The following is a 16,488-nucleotide window of genomic DNA, read 5'->3' as shown; positions in this document are numbered from 1 at the left end:
GCAGCGCAATCAGCACCGCGGCGATTTCAGCTGCGCTGCAGAGACCGCTATTGCCGGCGGCGATGGAGGCGACATGGGTGCCGTGCGAGCCCACCACCATCTGCGATTGCGGCTCGAGATCGTGCGGCGAGACGTGAATCTTGGCGGCATCCGTCAGTGCGGTTTGCATGTCGGCGGCGGAGATCACCCGACCGCGCTTGAGGCCCTTGCGATTGCGGCCGACCTTGGCACCCTGATCCCAGATGCTGACAAACCGCGATTTGCCGCCGACGAGGAAATCGGTATGGGCCCAGTCGAAGCCTTCGACATCGATGATGCCGATCAGCATGCCCTTGCCGTCGCCGAGTTGAGCCGGAGCGACGCCCGGGACCCGGCGGGCTGGAGCGGTGCCGCCGGTGCTGCCCTTGATCGGACGCGGCAGCTTCAGGGCATCGGCCGGTTCGATAAAGATGGTGCCGGCGTCGCGCGCGAGATCGTACACTTCATCGAGGGTCATCCGGCGGGTCGCCATCCCGCGCAAGGTCTGCTGGCCAGCCACCGGTGGCAGTGAATCGGTGGAGCGGACGAAAACGCTGACCTCGACGGCCGCCCGCTGCGCCTGCACGTCGACCCCGTGCTTCTTGGCGGTGCCGCTGACCGGGGCGTCCTCGGGTGCGATAGCGGTAGCGAGCGGTGGAGTGGAGGCCGCAAGCTCCTCGGTGGTCACGCGCAGCGCCGGCTGCACTTCAGATTTCGCGGAACTGACGTCTGCGTCACAATTTGCGAACATCCGCAATTTCGGATGCTGGTTCCGCAGCACAACGTTCTGCCAGCTGTCACTCATCGCATCCGCCCCGTCGAATATTTTGAGGACGACAGACTCTTCTGAGGCGGAGGATGTCAGTTAATGTTGTCACAAGCAACAGAGTGGCGTGTATTTATCGTTGTAGTTGCAAATCGCGTACAGAACAGCGGGTTACTGGTAGGCGCCGATCAATAACATCGATCATGAACCACAAGTGAGGTTCATGATGGCGCCGCTGACTGCGCGTGCGCGATTGGAGGTGGCGAAGGCGGCGGCCTTGGCGAGTTCGGCGTGCGGCCGGGTAGGCACTGGACCCGGGGCTAATGAAGCGCTTCAACCACATTGCGCGCCAAGCGCTTCTTGCCCGCCACAAAACCATGTCCGCCACGAAGTTGTCAGAGTGGCCGGCTGCTGATGGGCACACCCCCCTTTCCTGCCCAAAGGCGAATTGTAACGGTCACATTTTTACAGTGGTGCGCGGCCTGGTTTTCCGTGCACCATGGGCGATCTCATTCTGCAGGACCTCCCCATGACCACCCCTCCCGGCATCGCCGATATCCGCGCCGCAGCATTGCGATTGTCCGGCTTGATAGTCGAAACGCCGCTGATCGAATCGCCGGAGCTGAACAAGCGCTTCGGTGCCAGAATCCTCTTCAAGCCGGAGACGCTGCAGCGCACCGGCTCTTTCAAGTTCCGCGGCGCCTATAACAAACTGTCGTCGCTGAGCGACGAGGAGCGCAGCCGTGGCGTCGTGGCCTTTTCGTCGGGCAATCACGCGCAAGGCGTCGCCGCGTCGGCGGCGATGTTCGGCGTCAAGGCGGTCATCGCCATGCCCACCGATGCGCCGGCGATGAAGGTCGGCAATGTCAGGAAAATGGGTGCGGTAGTGGTGCCGTTCGATCGTTTCCGCGATGACCGCATGACGGTGGTTCGCCCGTACGTGGAGAGGGGCATGGTCCTGGTCCCGCCATTCGACGATCCCGCCATCATCGCCGGCCAGGGCACGATCGGCCTCGAACTGATGGCGCAGGCGAAAGCGCTCGGCGTGAGCCTCGACGCCATTGTCATTCCCTGCGGCGGCGGCGGCCTGAGCAGCGGCATCTCGATTGCGGTCAAGGGCGCATCGCCGGCCACCGCCATCTGGGCGGTGGAGCCCGAGCATTTCGACGACACCTGTCGTTCACTGGCCAAAGGTGGCCGGGTTTCGATCGAACCCGGCCACACTTCGATCTGCGACGCGCTCCTCACCACCGAGCCGGGCGCGATCACCTTCGAGATCAACCGCAGGAATCTCGCCGGCGGCATTGCCGTTTCCGACAGTGCCGCGGCACAGGCCATGCGCGACGCCATGGCCCATCTCAAGCTGGTGGTCGAGCCCGGCGGCAGCGTCGGGCTGGCCGCGTTGTCATCGGGCGAGATCGAGCTATCAGGCAAATGCGTCGCCGTGGTGCTGTCCGGCGGCAATGTCGATTTCAGCACCTATGCTGAGATCATGGCGGCGGCATAGGGTGGCAAGCGGTTCCGGCTTCGCTCCGATGCCAAGCGTCATAGCGCTCCTGCGCGTCCAGTCGAACCATTCAAGGACTGACATGCAATGAAGCTGTACTTCAGCCGCAATCCCAATCCCCGCCTTGCGGTCGCGGTAGCGCGCTATCTCAATGCGAAGGTCGAGTTTGAATTCGCCTCCCCCTTCGCTCCGGGGCAGGCTGAGCGATTTCGGCCGCTGAATCCAAATCTTTCATTGCCCATACTTGTGGGCTCGGGAAAGAGCCTCTGGGAGGCCGATGCCATAGCCTGCCGGCTTTCACGCGACGCGCATTCGGATCTCTGGCGCACCGGCGACGATGAACCCGAGATGATCCGATGGCTCAGTTGGGGTAAGGAGAACTTCGCGAGAGCTTGCGACGTCGTGCATTTCGAACGCGGGACCAAACAGCGGTTTGGGCTCGGCCCGATTGATCAGCACCGGGTTGAAGAGGGGCTGAGAGACTTCCGCACGGCCGCTGCAACACTTGAGGCCGAGCTTTCCGAGCGAGAATGGCTGGTCGAAAAGTCGGTTTCCTATGCCGACTTTCGAATGGCGACGTTTCTGCCCTTTAACGATGTCGCCAGATTGCCGCTCGACGATTATCCTTCTGTCAGCCGCTGGTATCGTCAGTTTGAAGAAATCGACGCCTGGCGCAATCCTTTCCAAGGACTGGACGCGCCTGAATTGCCGCCGGTCCCGGTTAGGCCAGACCCGCATAAATCTCGACCCGAATGATCATGCATCCAAGTGAGCTGAGCTGCTGTTCGCGTTGGAACTCCGCACTCCACCCATCTCGGCCATTTGCGTAGGCTGCTTGAGCTGGACTAGTCCAGAGTGCGGCGGAACCGCACCAGCGCCACGCCGGCAAATAGCGCCACGAACACGACGAGCCAGCCGATTTCGGTTGCGACCGCCGGCAGGTCGGCGCCTTTCAGCATCACCGCGCGGATGATGCGAAGGAAATGCGTCAGCGGCAGAATCTCGCCGAAGATCTGCGCCCAGCCAGGCATGCCGCGATAGGGGAACATGAAGCCCGACAACAGGATCGACGGCAGGAAGAAGAAGAAGGTGAGCTGGAGTGCCTGCATCTGCGTGCGCGCCATCGTCGAGATGGTGTAGCCGAGCAGCACCAGCGCCAGCACGAAGACCAGAACCGCCGATAGCAGCAGTGACAACGACCCGGTGAAGGGAACGCCAAACAGCAGCTTGGCCGCCGCCAGCACCACCACCACTTGAACGGCGCCGACCACCAGATAGGGCAGCACCTTGCCCAGCATGATCTCGAGCGGGCTGGAGGGCATCGCCAGAAGATTCTCCATCGTGCCGCGCTCGGTCTCGCGTGTCAGCGCGATCGAGGTCATCATCACCATCGTCATCTGCAGGATGACGCCGAGCAGGCCGGGCACGATGTTGTATTGCGAAATGCCTTCCGGATTGTAGCGTCGGTGGACAACGACCTCGAGCTGGCCTCGGGCGGTCTCGGCGGCCGTTTCCTGCATGCCGCGCGCCCGGAGCAGCGCCTGGTTGGCCACGGTGCCGAGCGTCGAGATGGCGCCACTGGCGACCGCCGGGTCGGTCGCATCAGCCTCGATCAGGATTTGCGGCTGGTCGCCGCGCTCGACTCGCCGGGCAAAATCGGCGGGAATGGTGACGACGAAGGCGACGTCGCCACGCGCCATCAGGAATTCGGCCTCGGCGGCACTTTGCACGACATGGTCGAACCTGTAATAGCCGGTGGTCTGCAGCGCCGAGACCATGGCCCGCGTGTAGGGATCGCTGCTCATCGCCACCAAGGCTGCCGGCAGGCTCTTCGGATCGTTGTTGATGGCGTAGCCGAACAGCACGAGCTGCATCAGCGGCACGCCCAGCATCATGGCGAAGGTGATGCGGTCGCGCCGCATCTGGATGAACTCCTTGATCAGCAGCGCGCCGAGCCTGGCGAAGGAAAAGACGCTGTTTATCCCGTTTCTCATCCCATGTTGTCCTTCGAGTCGGACATGAACTGGATGAACACATCCTCAAGGCTGGTTTCGCCCGGCGAAACCGTGACGCCTTTGTGATGTTTCTCGACATCGGCAAGTGCTGCCTTAAGCGCCTTCCTGTCGGAGCCGACGACATGCAGCGTCGCGCCGAACGGCGCCACCTGGTCGACGCCGGAGCGGCCGCTGAGTGCGGCAGCAACCCGATCGAGCTGCGGGCCCTGCACGACGAAGGTCGTCAGGCCGGCATTCCTGACCACCTCGTCGACCGTGCCGGTGGCCAGCATCTTGCCGTAGGAGATATAGCTGATGCGGTGGCAGCGCTCGGCCTCGTCCATATAATGCGTGGAGACCAGAACGGTCAGTCCGCCGCTGGCCAGCCTATGGATCTCGTCCCAGAATTCGCGCCGCGCCTTCGGGTCGACGCCCGCCGTCGGCTCATCGAGCAACAGCAATCTGGGCTTGTGCATGATGCATGCGGCCAGTGCCAGCCGCTGCTTCCAGCCACCGGACAGCGTACCGGCCAACTGGTCCTTGCGCGAGGTGAGGCCAAGATCTTCCAGCGTCCTGCCGACATGCTCGTTAAGCGGCTTCAACCCATAGAGCCGCGCCACGAATTCAAGGTTCTCGGCGATGGTCAGATCCTCGTAGAACGAGAATTTCTGCGTCATATAGCCGACTTCACGCTTGATTCTCAGACTGTCGCTGCGGATGTCGAAGCCGAGCACCGTGCCTTCGCCCTCGTCCGGCGTCAGCAGGCCGCACATGATGCGGATGGTCGTCGTCTTGCCCGAGCCGTTCGGGCCGAGGAAGCCGACGATCTCGCCTTCGGCCACCGTCATCGTCACATGGTCTACGACGGTCTTGTCACCAAAACGCTTGACCAGGCCATGGACATCGATGGCGTTCATTTGCCGATATCCGCCAGATCGACATCGACGATCTGCCCCGGTTGCAGCGCGCTGGAGTCGCCCTCCGGCCGCGCCTCGACCAGATAGACCAGCTTCTGCCGGGTCTCGAGCGAGTAGATCACCGGTGGGGTGAACTCCGGGTCCGGCGACACATAGCTGATGCGCGCCTTCACGTCCGGCCCGCAGCCGTCGCAATGAACATTAAGCAGCGTGCCGACTTTCACCGACGAGAACGCACTTTCCGGCACATAGACGCTGAGCTTCACAGCGCCGTCCGGCAGCATCGAAATGACCGGCGCGGTCGGGCCGGCCGTGTCGCCCGGATTGCGGATCACATCGTTGACGCGGCCGGGCGACGGCGCCGCCAGCACGCGCTTCGACAGCCGCCATCGCGCTTGCTCCAGCGCCGATTGCGCTTGGCTGACCTGATTCTCGGCCGCCTTGATCGTTTCGGGCCGTGCCGGCAGGCCGCCGACGGCGAGATTGGCTTCCGCCTGGCCGACCTGCGCATTGGCTGTCTCCAGAGTGGCCGAGGCGGTGTCAAAATCGGCCTGCGTGCCGGTGCCGCGTTTGAACAGGTCGCTGGCGCGGGTGTATCTGCGTTTGGCGTCGGCGGCCTGCGCCTTGGCCATGTCGACCTGCGCCTTGAGCACCTCAATCTCTTCCGGCCGTTTGCCGACCTGCAGGTCGGCAAGTTGCGCCTGCGCCTGGGCAAGGGCCGCCTCGGCTTGCACGACGGCTATTCTTGCATCGGCGCTTTCCAGCGTCACCACCGGCGTGCCCGGCACGACGCGGTCGCCGCGCTTGACCGAAATCGTCTCCACCTGCGCCACCTCGATCGGCGCGAGCAGCACATAGTCGCCCTCGACATAGCCGACGGCGAGTGGTGCCGCTGGTGCGCAGGCGCTGAAAAGCAGAGCGGCGAGCGGCAGAGAGCAGAGGAAACTCATGACCTACGATCCTTCCGGGCGGCCAATATGGCCCCAAGATTATCCGTCACCGTCGCCGCAATCTTGACAGCCTCGGCGTCGCCGATCGCGCGCCAGCCCATGCGGCGCATCACCGCCTCGCGACCGATGCGGAAATAGACGACTTGGCCGATCAGCGTGAACACGGTGAGTCGGGTAGCCTCGCTTTCGGCCGGCTCGCCCGTCGCCTGCTCCCAGACCAGGCAGAGCCGGCGATGCGTCGGCTCGAACACGCCGTCATAGATGCGGTCGAGTGCAGCCGTCGGATGCGAAAGTTCACGCAGGACGAACTGCACGATCTCACCGGCCTCCGGCCTAGCCACGACGAAGGCCACCATCCGCTCCAATGCGGTGAACAGTTGTGCCCGCGCCGCTTCGGGGTCGCCCGCTTCTGAATCGCTCGGCGCCCGCAGATTGCCGATCGCCTGGCCGGCGATGGTCTGGATGGTGTCGACGATATAATCGGCCGCTGCCGCGCGAAGCCCTTCCTTGCCGCCGAAATGATAGGCGATCGAGCCGATATTGGCCTTGGCTTCTGCCGCGATCTCTCGCGTCGAGGTCCCGTCGAAGCCTTGTCGTCCGAACAGCTTCAGCGCCGCGCGGACAAGTGCCGCGCGCGTCATGTCGGCGGGAGACGTCTCGCGACGTGGAATTTTGGCGTTCGTTAGCTTGGCCATGATCAGCAATTTAATCAATCGAATGATTAAGGTCAACCCTAAGCCGTGTCCACCTTGCCATCTCCAGCCGCAGGCGCTTTAGTGCGAAGCCATGGTCAAGGAAATCGAGCGCAAGTTCCTGGTCTCCGGCAATGAGTGGCGGGATTTGGTCGAAGCGGACACCCGCATTCGCCAGTTCTATCTCGCCGCCACACCGGACCGCTCGGTGCGCGTGCGCGTCAGCAACGGCGCCTCGGCAAAGCTGACGCTCAAATTCGGCAGCAAGGTCCGCGAACGCGACGAATTCGAATATCCGATCCCTCTGGCGGAGGCGGAAGAGATGCAGGCCTTCGCGATCGGTGTCATCGAGAAGACACGCCACCATGTTAGGCATCGCGGCCACCTCTATGAAGTCGATGTCTTCGGCGGGATGCTTGCGGGGCTGGTGGTTGCCGAGCTCGAGACGCCCGAGGACGTGCCGGACGAAATGCTGCCAGACTGGCTCGGCCGCGAAGTTACCGGCGAGCAGAGGTTCTATAACGCGTCGCTCGCGCTCGGGGGGATTCCGGAGATCGCCGCATGAGTTATCGCATCGATCCGCGCCTGCCGTTGACCGGGGAGGTCAGGCGCATCCTCGCCGAGGAGATCGGCAAGGCGCTGGTCCACCTGGACGCGGCGCATGACAGGCCGGAGCAGGCGCTGCACAAATGCCGCAAGCGGCTGAAGAACGCGCGTGCCTTGCTGCGCCTGGTCCGTTCCGGCGACGAAACGTTCTGCCTGGCCGAGAACCAGTGCTACCGACAGGTGGCAGCCCTGCTTGCCGGTCCGCGCGAGGCGACCGCGCTGGTTGAAACCATCGACCGGCTGGCAGCAAGCTTTCCCGAACAGAGCGCAGGCGGCGGTCTCGATGCGGTGCGCGAGACGCTCGTCGCGCGTCAGCACGAATTGCATGGCGGTGTCGGCCTCGACGCTGCAATAACTGCCGCGATTGCCGCTTGCGAGGAGGGCATCAGCCGGATCGATATGCTGGCCTTGCCCGACCAGCCCGAACAGGCCGCCGATGTGCTTGCCGAAGGCGCCCGCATCACTCTGCGTCGCGCCAGAAAGGCGCTGGACAAGGCAAGCTCCCGCGGCGGGGCCGACGATTTCCACGATCTGCGCAAGGCAGCAAAGACCCACGGCATGCATCTGTCGTTGCTCGGAAGGCTGTGGCCGATGCCGATCAAGGCCCGGCGCAAGGCGGTCGACGAACTCGGCGAAAGACTGGGCGAACTGCATGATGTGTTCGTCCTCCGTACGCTTCTCGATGCCGCCGACCGGCCGCTCGGCTCTCCTCAAGAAACGCGGCTCCTGAGCAAGCTGTTGAAGCGCTCGGAGAAAAGCCTGAAAAAGACCTGTCTCGCCGCCGCAGCCGATCTGTTCGGCGACAGCCCCAGGCGCTCGACAAGGAAACTCGCGCGCAAGGCGCGCGACGATCTGGCCGCTGCGTCGCAGGAGGACGCTGCCGCGCCCGGCGGCTGATTGGCGCTATTGCATTTAGCGAATAGCCTCTCACCCGGATTGCCAACCGAATTGCGAAGGGCAATTCGGGACAGTCAGACCGACCTGCCGCCCTTTTCCGCATCGTCAAGCCGACGCTGGAATACGGGTTCGACCACTGGGTCGTGACAGTGGGGCGGCAAGGCCGCCGAATAGCGGGGTTTTGCCTGGCCGCTGGCGCCGGCTTACGGACGCCCGCTCGATGCCTGATTGCTTAAGTGGTGCGTACGACGCGACGGCTTCCCTCCCACAGCGTATACTTGACCCGTCCCCCGGGGAGACCGGGTGGATTTCAGTTTTGGGATGGCGCCGCCTTACTCCAGCTCATGCGGCTTTTCGATCGGAGCGCCGGTGCCCCACAAGGCGCGCGCGAGCAAGTTCCGTCTGCCCTTGCGCGAAACAAGGTCGATGTCGCTGACAAGAATCGCGCCGCCCTCGCGCCGCTCCAGGGTGATCTTGCGGCTGTGGTAGGCTTCCAGCTCGGCGCGGTGCGCCACGCTGATGATGGTGACATCAGGCAATTCGTGGATCACCGTCTCCATCATCTTGTCCTGGCTCTTCTCGTCGAGCGCCGACGTCGCTTCGTCCAGCACGATGATATCGGGACTGTGCAAGAGCAGACGTGCGAAGGCGAGCCGCTGCTTTTCGCCGCCCGACAAGATCTGGTCCCAGGGCGCGTCTTCCTCGATCTTGCCCTTCAGATAATCGAGGCCCACCTTGTCGAGGGCGACGTTGATCTCGGCAATCGTCCAGTTGTCGGCGGGGGCGGGATAGGCGACCGCGCGGCGAAGCGTCCCTATCGGGACATAGGGGCGTTGGGGCAACATGAACAGCCGGCTGTCGGCATGGAAATCGACGCTGCCGCCGCCCCACGGCCACAGACCCGCGACGGCCCGCACCAGCGTGCTCTTGCCTGTGCCGGATTCGCCTGAAACCAGCACCCGCTCGCCCGGCTCGATCTCGACCTCGGTCTCCTTGACCACGCCGGTGCCGTCGTCGAGCGACACGGAGAGATTGTTCAGGCTGAGCATCGCACCGTCTTCGGTTTCGCCGTGCTGGATACGGCCCAGGGTGTCGCTCTGTTCCGCGCGCTCGAGCCCGTCGAGCGACATCATCAGCGAGGCTATGCGCCGCGCGGAGGCGTTCCAACCGGCAAGACGGGGGTAGTTGTCGACCAGCCATCCGAACGCGCCCTGCACGATGGCGAAGGCGGAGGCAGCCTGCATGACCTGCCCCAGGGTCATGCTGCCTTCGAGAAATTTTGGCGCGCAAAGCAAGATCGGCACGACCGGCGCAAACAGGCTCGACCCCTGCGACACCAGCGCCGTGCGCATGTGCTGGCCAGTAAGCAGCGCCCATTGCCCGAGCACATAGGCGAACGTTTTGTCGATGCCGCTGCGCTCCTCCTCCTCGCCGCCGAGCAATGCGATGCTCTCGCCGTTTTCGCGCACGCGCGTTAGCGTGTAGCGGAACTCGGCTTCCGCCTGATTTTTCTCCTCGGAGAGATGGACGAAATGGCGGCCAATGACCACCATCGAGGTGGAGGTGATGGCGGCATAGATCACCGCGGTGACGACGAGAAAGCCGGGAATGGTGACGCTCGAACCTCCGATCGGCAGGGTCAGCGCGCCGCCGATCGTCCACAGCACCACGATGAAGGTCGAGGCCGACAGAAACGCGTTGAGGACACCGGCGATGAAATCGACGGGTGATTCGGTAGCAATCCGCAGATCCTCCGAGATGCGGGCTTCGGGGTTCGTGTGGTCGCCGGCGACGAGGTTCAGCTGATAATACCGGCCGTTGGCGAGCCAGCGCGCGATGACTGATGTGGTGAGCCACGAACGCCAGCGGCGCTGGATCGTCATGCGAAGATAGACCTGTGCTACGACAAGGCTTCCGCTTCCGAGTACGAGCGGCACGAACACGGCGCTCAGGAAATAAATGATGCGGGCGTTGCGTTGCTCGATGGCGTCGAAAATCGCGCGGTTCCAGACATTGATCCCATACTGGAAACCGACATTGACGCATATCAGGATCAACAGCCCGATCGTGAGCGGCCAGGCGAAACTGTCGCCGCGCCGGCTCCAGTAACCGCGCGCGCTGATCCAGAAACGCCTTAGCAGATATTTCTTGCGCGCCCGCTCGGCCTCTTCGGGGGTCAGCTGTGGATCGGGTTCGACGGCTTCCGGCGGCGGCGCAGCTTCGCCGACGACCTCGGACGCGGCTTCGGCAGTCGATGCCTTCTCTTCGCTCGATTTCTCCTGACGCGGTGTCTGGGCATCGCGCGATCTGGCGCCGTCGACCAATCTCGGTTTGGATTTCGCCTCGGACATACGGCCGACAACGGCCCAAAAATCAAAAGGTTTCATGATGCCCGCTCGATCCAGCAGCCAGCAGCGCCAAGGCTCTCCCGGTGTTCCAATACTCGCAACAGTCGCGCCTATGGTCGTTCTCGAATGACAGCCTTTGACCTGTCGAGTGTCGGCCATGGATCAAAGTGACATTCAGCAATGGGATAGCTTGTGCCAACAGGAGGCCACCGGCCGGCAAATCCTGGTTGCTAATCCGTCTCTGGTTTGCCCTTCAGTTGCGCCCGCGCATCCCTGATCGAGGCGGCGTATGTCACCAGCGGCCGCTTGACGCCGTGGTTGATCAGCATGCGACGTGTCTGCGGCGAAGCGCCTGATATGATGAAGCGCACGCCGGCGCGCCTGGCCTTATGCGCGGCGCCCTCGATGACATTGGCCGCCGTCGAATCGAAGAACGGCACCGCCGAGCAGTCGAGGATAAAGTTCCGGCGCTGGTCGGCGATGCGGTCGAGCACCGCACCGACAGTCGAGGCGGCGCCGAAGAAGAAGGCGCCCGAAATCCTGTAAACGACGGTGTCGGCATCGCTGGCCTCGCTGGCATCGTAGGCGCTGGCCTGGTCGGCGACATCCTCCTGCACAAGTGACGGATCGGCCTCGACGGCGATGCTCTTGGCCATGCGGTCGATGAACAGGATCGAGCCCAGGGCGAAACCGACGACGATGCCTTCGGTGAGGTCACGGAAGATGACGATCAGGAAGGTCGCCAGCAGCACCAGCGCGTCGCCACGCGAAGCCCGCAGCAATGTGAGGAAGGCCTGCTTTTCGAACATGTTCCAGCACACCACTGCCAGCACGCCGGCCAGTGCCGCCAGCGGGATGTAGCTGGCCAGCGGTGCCGCCACCAGTATCAGAGAAAGCAGGATGGCCGAGTGGATCATGCCCGAAACCGGTCCATGCGCGCCGGCCCGCACATTGGTCGCCGTGCGGGCGATGGTGCCGGTGGTGCAGATGCCGCCGAACAGGGCGGACGCGATGTTGGCAAAGCCCTGCGCCACGAGTTCGCAATTGGAGCGGTGCCGCCTTCCTGTCATGCCGTCGGCGACAACGGCCGACAACAGCGATTCGATCGCGCCGAGCAGCGCAAAGGCTATGGCGTCCGGCAGGACGTCGATCACCCTGGCGAAGCTGATTGGCGGAAAGGCCGGCATTTGCAGGCTGCGCGGGATGCCGCCGAAGCGCGTGCCGATCGTTTCGGCAGGCAGGGAAAACAGCGCTACGACAAGCGAAGCCAGACCTATGGCGATCAGCAAGGCTGGCCATTTCGGCCGCCACCGCTTCATCAGGGCAATGGCGAGGATGGTCAGTACGGCCACGAAGGTGGCGGCGAGATTGATCGTGCCGGCCGCCTCGCCAATCGCCATCAGCTTCGGCACCAGCGGTCCAGGTTCCTTGCCGGCAAGCTTCAGCCCGAACAGCTCGACGATCTGGCCGGAGAAGATGATGATGGCGATGCCGGCGGTGAAGCCGACGGTCACCGGATAGGGAATGAACTTGATGTAGGTGCCAAGCCTGAGATAGCCGATGGCGAGCAGGAAGATGCCGGCCATCATCGTCGCCAGCAGCAACCCGTCAACACCGACGCGCGCCACCGTTGCCGCCACCAGCACGATGAAGGCGCCGGCCGGCCCGCCGATCTGGAAGCGGCTGCCGCCGAGCGCCGAGATGAGGAAGCCGCCGATGATGGAGGTGTAGAGCCCGCGCTCCGGCGTCACGCCCGATGCGATCGCGATCGCCATCGACAGCGGCAGCGCGACGATGGCCACGGTCAGCCCAGCGATGGCATCGGCCCTGAAATGCTCTGATGTGTAACCCTCGCGCAGCACCGTCACCAGCTTCGGCGTGAACAATTCGGAGAATGTCGGCCGCACCGGTTGATGAATTGTCCGCCGGATTTGATCCATGGACTGCCTTCCTCTCCTGATGCATGTCGCCCAAAAGTGCACAGCGGTTTTGGGACAACGACATGCATTAAAACCAAGGAGGCGGCGGGATCGTCGGCAGGACTGTCGGCGGTCGCCGTCGCGACTTTGCGGGCTCAGCCTGGCGGCTTCTTCGGCACGATCGGCTTGAGGCGCACGCCCCTGCCGCCGCGCTCGCTGGCCTGGTTCTCGCCGATCAGTTCCACGCCGGCCTCATCGAGAGCCTGGATGACCTTCATCAGCGTGTCGACCACGCCCCTGACGACGCCGTCGCTCGCTTCCATACGCTGAATGGTGGGAAGCGAAACCCCGGCGCGCTCGGCGAGCGACTTCTGATCGATGCCGGCCAGCGCCCTCGCGGCGCGCATCTGCGCGGCAGTGATCATCGGCTAACCCCCGTCTGAGTCTGCAGGTCCATATATAATACCATCATTGTGATGGTTCAAGCATCAGGATGCACATGTCAGACATGCACACCAGACCGTTTGCGTCCTGCAAAGCCTGCGCGCCAGCTGGGACAGCAGGCCCCAGCGCCGCAACTTCGAGGAGAATTAGCGCAGCGTCGTTCTGAACGGCCGGTTCAGCCGCCGTCGCTCTGCCCGCGCCATCGCTGTAGCGCCCATGCGGCCAGCCAGCACAGCATCGCCCAGGCGAAGCCGGCGCACCAGCCGGCCAGCACGTCGGATGGCCAATGAACGCCGAGATAGACGCGGCTGATGCCGACCAGCAGGGTCGTCAGCACCGCCAATGCCAGCACATAGATCTTGGTCGTTCGCCCAGGCAGGAAGCGCGACGCCATGCTGCCCAGCGTCAAATATGTCACTGCCGACAGCATCGCATGGCCGCTCGGAAACGAAAGCGATGCCACGTCGGCGAGATGCGAGACCAGATCGGGGCGCGGCCGGTCGATTCCGAGCTTCAGCGTGCTCGACAGGGCCTGCCCGCCCGCCACTGCGACGAGGACGAGAAACGCTGGTCCCAGCCTGTGGATCAGCAGCAGATAGACGATCACGGCGGCCGTGATCAATAGGAGCACGCTGGCGCTGCCGAGGCTGGTGATGTCGCGCATCGCCCCTTCCAGCCATAGCGGTCCGATCGGATTGTCGGGCTGGCCCGCTTCACGGAAGGCGAGCAGGATTTCCGTATCGAAGGCGTGCGGCGTAGTGTCTCGCGCCACCTCCATCAGTTCCTCAAACCCCCACAGTCCGCAGGCGATGACCAGTCCGGCGAGCAGCACCGGGAATTCGATTCTGTTGAGCAGCTTGCTTGCGGTATTCTTCATCGGCCCTCGCTGTTACGGCCTTTGCAGATAGGGCCCAAGCGTGATCAGTGCCACCGCTGCGATGGCGAGCACGATGCCGGTCGCCTGCAACGCATTGACGCGCTCGCCGAAGAAGACCAGTGCCACCACGTTCACCGACACCAGCTGGATCACTGCCGACAGGCTGAACGACACCGACATGCCGAATTCACGGATCAGCCTCAGCATGATCAGATTGCCCAGCGAGTAGAGCGCCAAAGTCAAAACGATCTTGCCGAGGCTGGGCGCCAGCCCCCATTGCTTGGCCGCCGTCGCCGCCAGCAGGAAGACCACCGTGGAAATGCCGAGCTGCCCCAGTCCCCAGAAACTCACTTTTTGTCCCTCTCGACGCGGTCCTTCCGCGCCTGCCGCTGATCTTGTTTCCGAAGCGCCGGTCGCGGTCAAGCGAGGCTGATCATGGACACGAAATCGGGGCTGGAAATTGGCCGGCAACGTCATCAAACTGTGATCTGCCGGCGATAGGCGGTCAGTCAAGCAATCGCTCCAGCCATCCCAAAGAAGCCAGAGGCAAGCCCCATGACTGAACATCGCTCCCCCGACACCCATTTCCGCACCAGCCTGCTCGAGGAAAACGATGGGCCAGGAACCAATCCCACCGACAACCAGACGATGGGCGAGATCATCGCCGCACGTTTCTCGCGCCGTGGTTTCCTGCAGGGATCGCTTGCGGCAACCGCCATCGCCGCCACCGTCAGCCCGCTGGCGCTGATCCTCGCCGACGATGCCCGCGCAGCCGGCGGATCGGCCTTCAGCTTCGACGAGGTCGAGGCGGGCGTCGACGACAAGCACCATGTCGCCGCCGGCTATGACGCCGACGTGCTGCTGCGCTGGGGCGATCCGCTGTTTGCCGATTCGCCGGAATTCGATCCGACAAAACAGTCGGCGCAAGCCCAGGAAAGACAGTTCGGCTACAACAACGACTATGTCGGCTATATCCCGCTCGACGGCTCGGCCGAGCATGGCCTGCTGGTGGTCAACCACGAATACACCAACCCGCATCTGATGTTTCCGGGCCTCGTCACTATCGTCGAGGGCGAGGCCGCCAAGCAGGCGCCGCTGAGCAAGGAACAGGTCGATATCGAGATGGCCGCGCATGGCGGCACCGTCGTCGAAATCCGCAAGGCATCAGGCAAATGGCAGGTGGTGCGCGACGGCAAGCTCAATCGCCGCATCACCTCCAACACCGAGATGGCACTGTCCGGCCCGGTCGCCGGCCACGACCGGGTCAAGACCAGTGCCGACCCGACCGGCACGAGGGTCTTCGGCACCGTCAACAACTGCGCCGGCGGCGTCACGCCCTGGGGCACCTACGTCATGGCCGAGGAAAACATACACGGCTATTTCTCGGGCGAGCTGCAGGAAGGCCACAAGGAAGCCGCCAACTACAAGCGCCTGGGAATTCCCGAAGGCGCCTATGAGTGGGCGGCGCATTACGACCGCTTCGACATCGGCAAGGAGCCGAACGAGCCGAATCGCTTCGGCTGGATCGTTGAAGTCGACGTCAACGATCCGACCTCGGTGCCAAGGAAGCGCACTGCCATGGGCCGCTTCAAGCATGAGGGCGCTGAATCGATCGTCGCCAAGGATGGCCGCGTCGTCTTCTATCTCGGCGACGACGAACGCTTCGACTATGTCTACAAATTCGTCACGGCCGGCAAGTTCAACGCCGAGGACCGCACCGCCAACATGGATCTCCTCGACGACGGCACGCTCTATGTCGCCAAATTCGCCGAGGACGGGGCGGTCGAATGGCTGCCCATCGTCTTCGGCCAGGGCCCGCTGACGGCGGAGAACGGCTTTGCCAGCCAGGCCGACGTGCTCATCGAGACGCGCCGTGCCGCCGATCTGCTCGGGGCCACCAAGATGGACCGCCCCGAGGATATCCAGCCGAATCCGACGACTGGCAAAGTCTACGTCATGTTGACCAACAATTCTAAACGCAAGACGGACCAGGTCGATGCCGCCAACCCACGCGCCGAAAACGCTTTCGGCCACATTATCGAGATCGTCGAGGACGGTGGCGATTTCACTGCCCCCAAGGGCAAATGGGAAGTGCTGTTGAAATGCGGCGATCCCTCGGTGGCCGAAGTCGGCGCCACCTTCTCGACCGCAACCACCGCCAATGGCTGGTTCGGCATGCCGGACAATTGCGCCATCGATGCGGCCGGCCGGCTCTGGGTCTCGACCGACGGCCAGGGCCCGAAGGCGACCGGCCGCACCGATGGCCTGTGGGCGGTCGACACCGAAGGCGAGGCGCGGGCGACATCAAAGCTGTTCTTCCGCGTGCCGATCGGCGCCGAAATGTGCGGCCCGCTATTCACGCCCGACGACCAGACCGCCTTCGTCGCGGTTCAGCATCCGGCCGATGGCGGCGAAGACTGGGAGGCTTTTGGCCGTCCCTCTTACTACGAGGACCCGTCGACCCGCTGGCCCGACTTCAAGCCCGATATGCCGGTGCGGCCGTCGGTCGTCGCCATCACCAAACAGGGCGGTGGCAAGATCGCGGTCTAAAGA

The 16,488-nt window shown here is 63.6% G+C and carries 14 protein-coding genes and 1 pseudogene; 5 read left to right on the top strand and 10 right to left on the bottom strand.

Annotated elements, in window-relative coordinates; all coding sequences use genetic code 11:
- A pseudogene (locus EOA86_RS02535) lies at positions 1–823 on the bottom strand (S8 family serine peptidase); the annotation flags it as partial.
- 490 nt (positions 824–1,313) lie between these two features.
- Here EOA86_RS02535 and EOA86_RS02530 point away from each other — a divergent pair.
- Together EOA86_RS02530 and EOA86_RS02525 are read left to right on the top strand one after the other, a co-directional pair.
- On the top strand, positions 1,314–2,291 hold the full coding sequence (locus EOA86_RS02530; protein WP_127208067.1) for a threonine/serine dehydratase: 978 nt from the start codon (positions 1,314–1,316) through the stop codon (positions 2,289–2,291).
- A gap of 87 nt (positions 2,292–2,378) precedes the next feature.
- Complete coding sequence (locus EOA86_RS02525; RefSeq protein ID WP_128340621.1) at positions 2,379–3,047, top strand: glutathione S-transferase family protein; 669 nt, start codon at positions 2,379–2,381, stop codon at positions 3,045–3,047.
- An 89-nt stretch (positions 3,048–3,136) separates the two neighbouring features.
- On the opposite strand, the gene EOA86_RS02520 is transcribed toward EOA86_RS02525, so the two are convergent.
- From EOA86_RS02520 to EOA86_RS02505, 4 genes are read right to left on the bottom strand one after another with little or no spacing between them, the layout of a single operon-like run.
- Positions 3,137–4,273 (bottom strand): ABC transporter permease, encoded by a 1,137-nt coding sequence (locus EOA86_RS02520; RefSeq protein WP_065006548.1) that lies wholly within the window; start codon positions 4,271–4,273, stop codon positions 3,137–3,139.
- An 8-nt stretch (positions 4,274–4,281) separates the two neighbouring features.
- Positions 4,282–5,202: an ABC transporter ATP-binding protein gene (locus tag EOA86_RS02515; RefSeq protein WP_065006443.1), complete on the bottom strand. Its 921-nt coding sequence runs from the start codon at positions 5,200–5,202 to the stop codon at positions 4,282–4,284.
- A complete protein-coding gene (locus EOA86_RS02510) occupies positions 5,199–6,152 on the bottom strand; it encodes an HlyD family efflux transporter periplasmic adaptor subunit (protein ID WP_128340620.1) in 954 nt (317 codons plus the stop codon). The genes EOA86_RS02515 and EOA86_RS02510 overlap by 4 nt, the downstream gene beginning before the upstream one ends.
- Positions 6,149–6,847: a CerR family C-terminal domain-containing protein gene (locus EOA86_RS02505; RefSeq protein ID WP_127208070.1), complete on the bottom strand. Its 699-nt coding sequence runs from the start codon at positions 6,845–6,847 to the stop codon at positions 6,149–6,151. Before EOA86_RS02505 ends, EOA86_RS02510 begins: the two co-directional genes overlap by 4 nt.
- 91 nt (positions 6,848–6,938) lie before the next feature.
- Here EOA86_RS02505 and EOA86_RS02500 point away from each other — a divergent pair, with 91 nt between their 5' ends.
- Both EOA86_RS02500 and EOA86_RS02495 read left to right on the top strand, forming a co-directional pair.
- Positions 6,939–7,409, top strand: a complete 471-nt coding sequence (locus tag EOA86_RS02500; RefSeq protein WP_128340619.1) for a CYTH domain-containing protein — start codon at positions 6,939–6,941, stop codon at positions 7,407–7,409.
- The gene (locus EOA86_RS02495; protein WP_127208072.1) at positions 7,406–8,347 is read left to right on the top strand and encodes a CHAD domain-containing protein; all 942 of its coding nucleotides are present in this window, start codon (positions 7,406–7,408) and stop codon (positions 8,345–8,347) included. Before EOA86_RS02500 ends, EOA86_RS02495 begins: the two co-directional genes overlap by 4 nt.
- Positions 8,348–8,679: 332 nt before the next feature.
- Here the strand turns inward: EOA86_RS02495 and EOA86_RS02490 are convergent, their stop codons facing one another.
- The 5 genes from EOA86_RS02490 to EOA86_RS02470 form a co-directional block, all read right to left on the bottom strand.
- Positions 8,680–10,698, bottom strand: coding sequence for an ABC transporter ATP-binding protein/permease (locus tag EOA86_RS02490; RefSeq protein ID WP_128340622.1), 2,019 nt, complete (start codon positions 10,696–10,698; stop codon positions 8,680–8,682).
- Positions 10,699–10,925: 227 nt separating this feature from the next.
- Positions 10,926–12,635 carry a SulP family inorganic anion transporter gene (locus EOA86_RS02485; RefSeq protein ID WP_128340618.1) on the bottom strand — a complete coding sequence of 570 codons (1,710 nt, stop codon included), beginning with the start codon at positions 12,633–12,635 and terminating at the stop codon, positions 10,926–10,928.
- Between the two features lie 134 nt (positions 12,636–12,769).
- On the bottom strand, positions 12,770–13,039 hold the full coding sequence (locus EOA86_RS02480; RefSeq protein ID WP_127208074.1) for a helix-turn-helix transcriptional regulator: 270 nt from the start codon (positions 13,037–13,039) through the stop codon (positions 12,770–12,772).
- A gap of 194 nt (positions 13,040–13,233) precedes the next feature.
- The gene (locus tag EOA86_RS02475; RefSeq protein WP_127208075.1) at positions 13,234–13,935 is read right to left on the bottom strand and encodes a phosphatase PAP2 family protein; all 702 of its coding nucleotides are present in this window, start codon (positions 13,933–13,935) and stop codon (positions 13,234–13,236) included.
- A gap of 12 nt (positions 13,936–13,947) precedes the next feature.
- A complete protein-coding gene (locus EOA86_RS02470) occupies positions 13,948–14,286 on the bottom strand; it encodes a hypothetical protein (RefSeq protein ID WP_128340617.1) in 339 nt (112 codons plus the stop codon).
- A 204-nt stretch (positions 14,287–14,490) separates the two neighbouring features.
- Between EOA86_RS02470 and EOA86_RS02465 the strand changes: the two genes are divergently transcribed.
- Positions 14,491–16,485 carry a PhoX family phosphatase gene (locus EOA86_RS02465; protein WP_128340616.1) on the top strand — a complete coding sequence of 665 codons (1,995 nt, stop codon included), beginning with the start codon at positions 14,491–14,493 and terminating at the stop codon, positions 16,483–16,485.
- Positions 16,486–16,488: the final 3 nt, after the last annotated feature.

This window comes from Mesorhizobium sp. M5C.F.Ca.IN.020.32.2.1 (assembly GCF_004023105.1).
GTDB classification, from domain to species: domain Bacteria; phylum Pseudomonadota; class Alphaproteobacteria; order Rhizobiales; family Rhizobiaceae; genus Mesorhizobium; species Mesorhizobium wenxiniae.
Note: the sequence above shows the minus strand (reverse complement) of the source record. Positions and strands in the feature narration are given on the sequence as shown.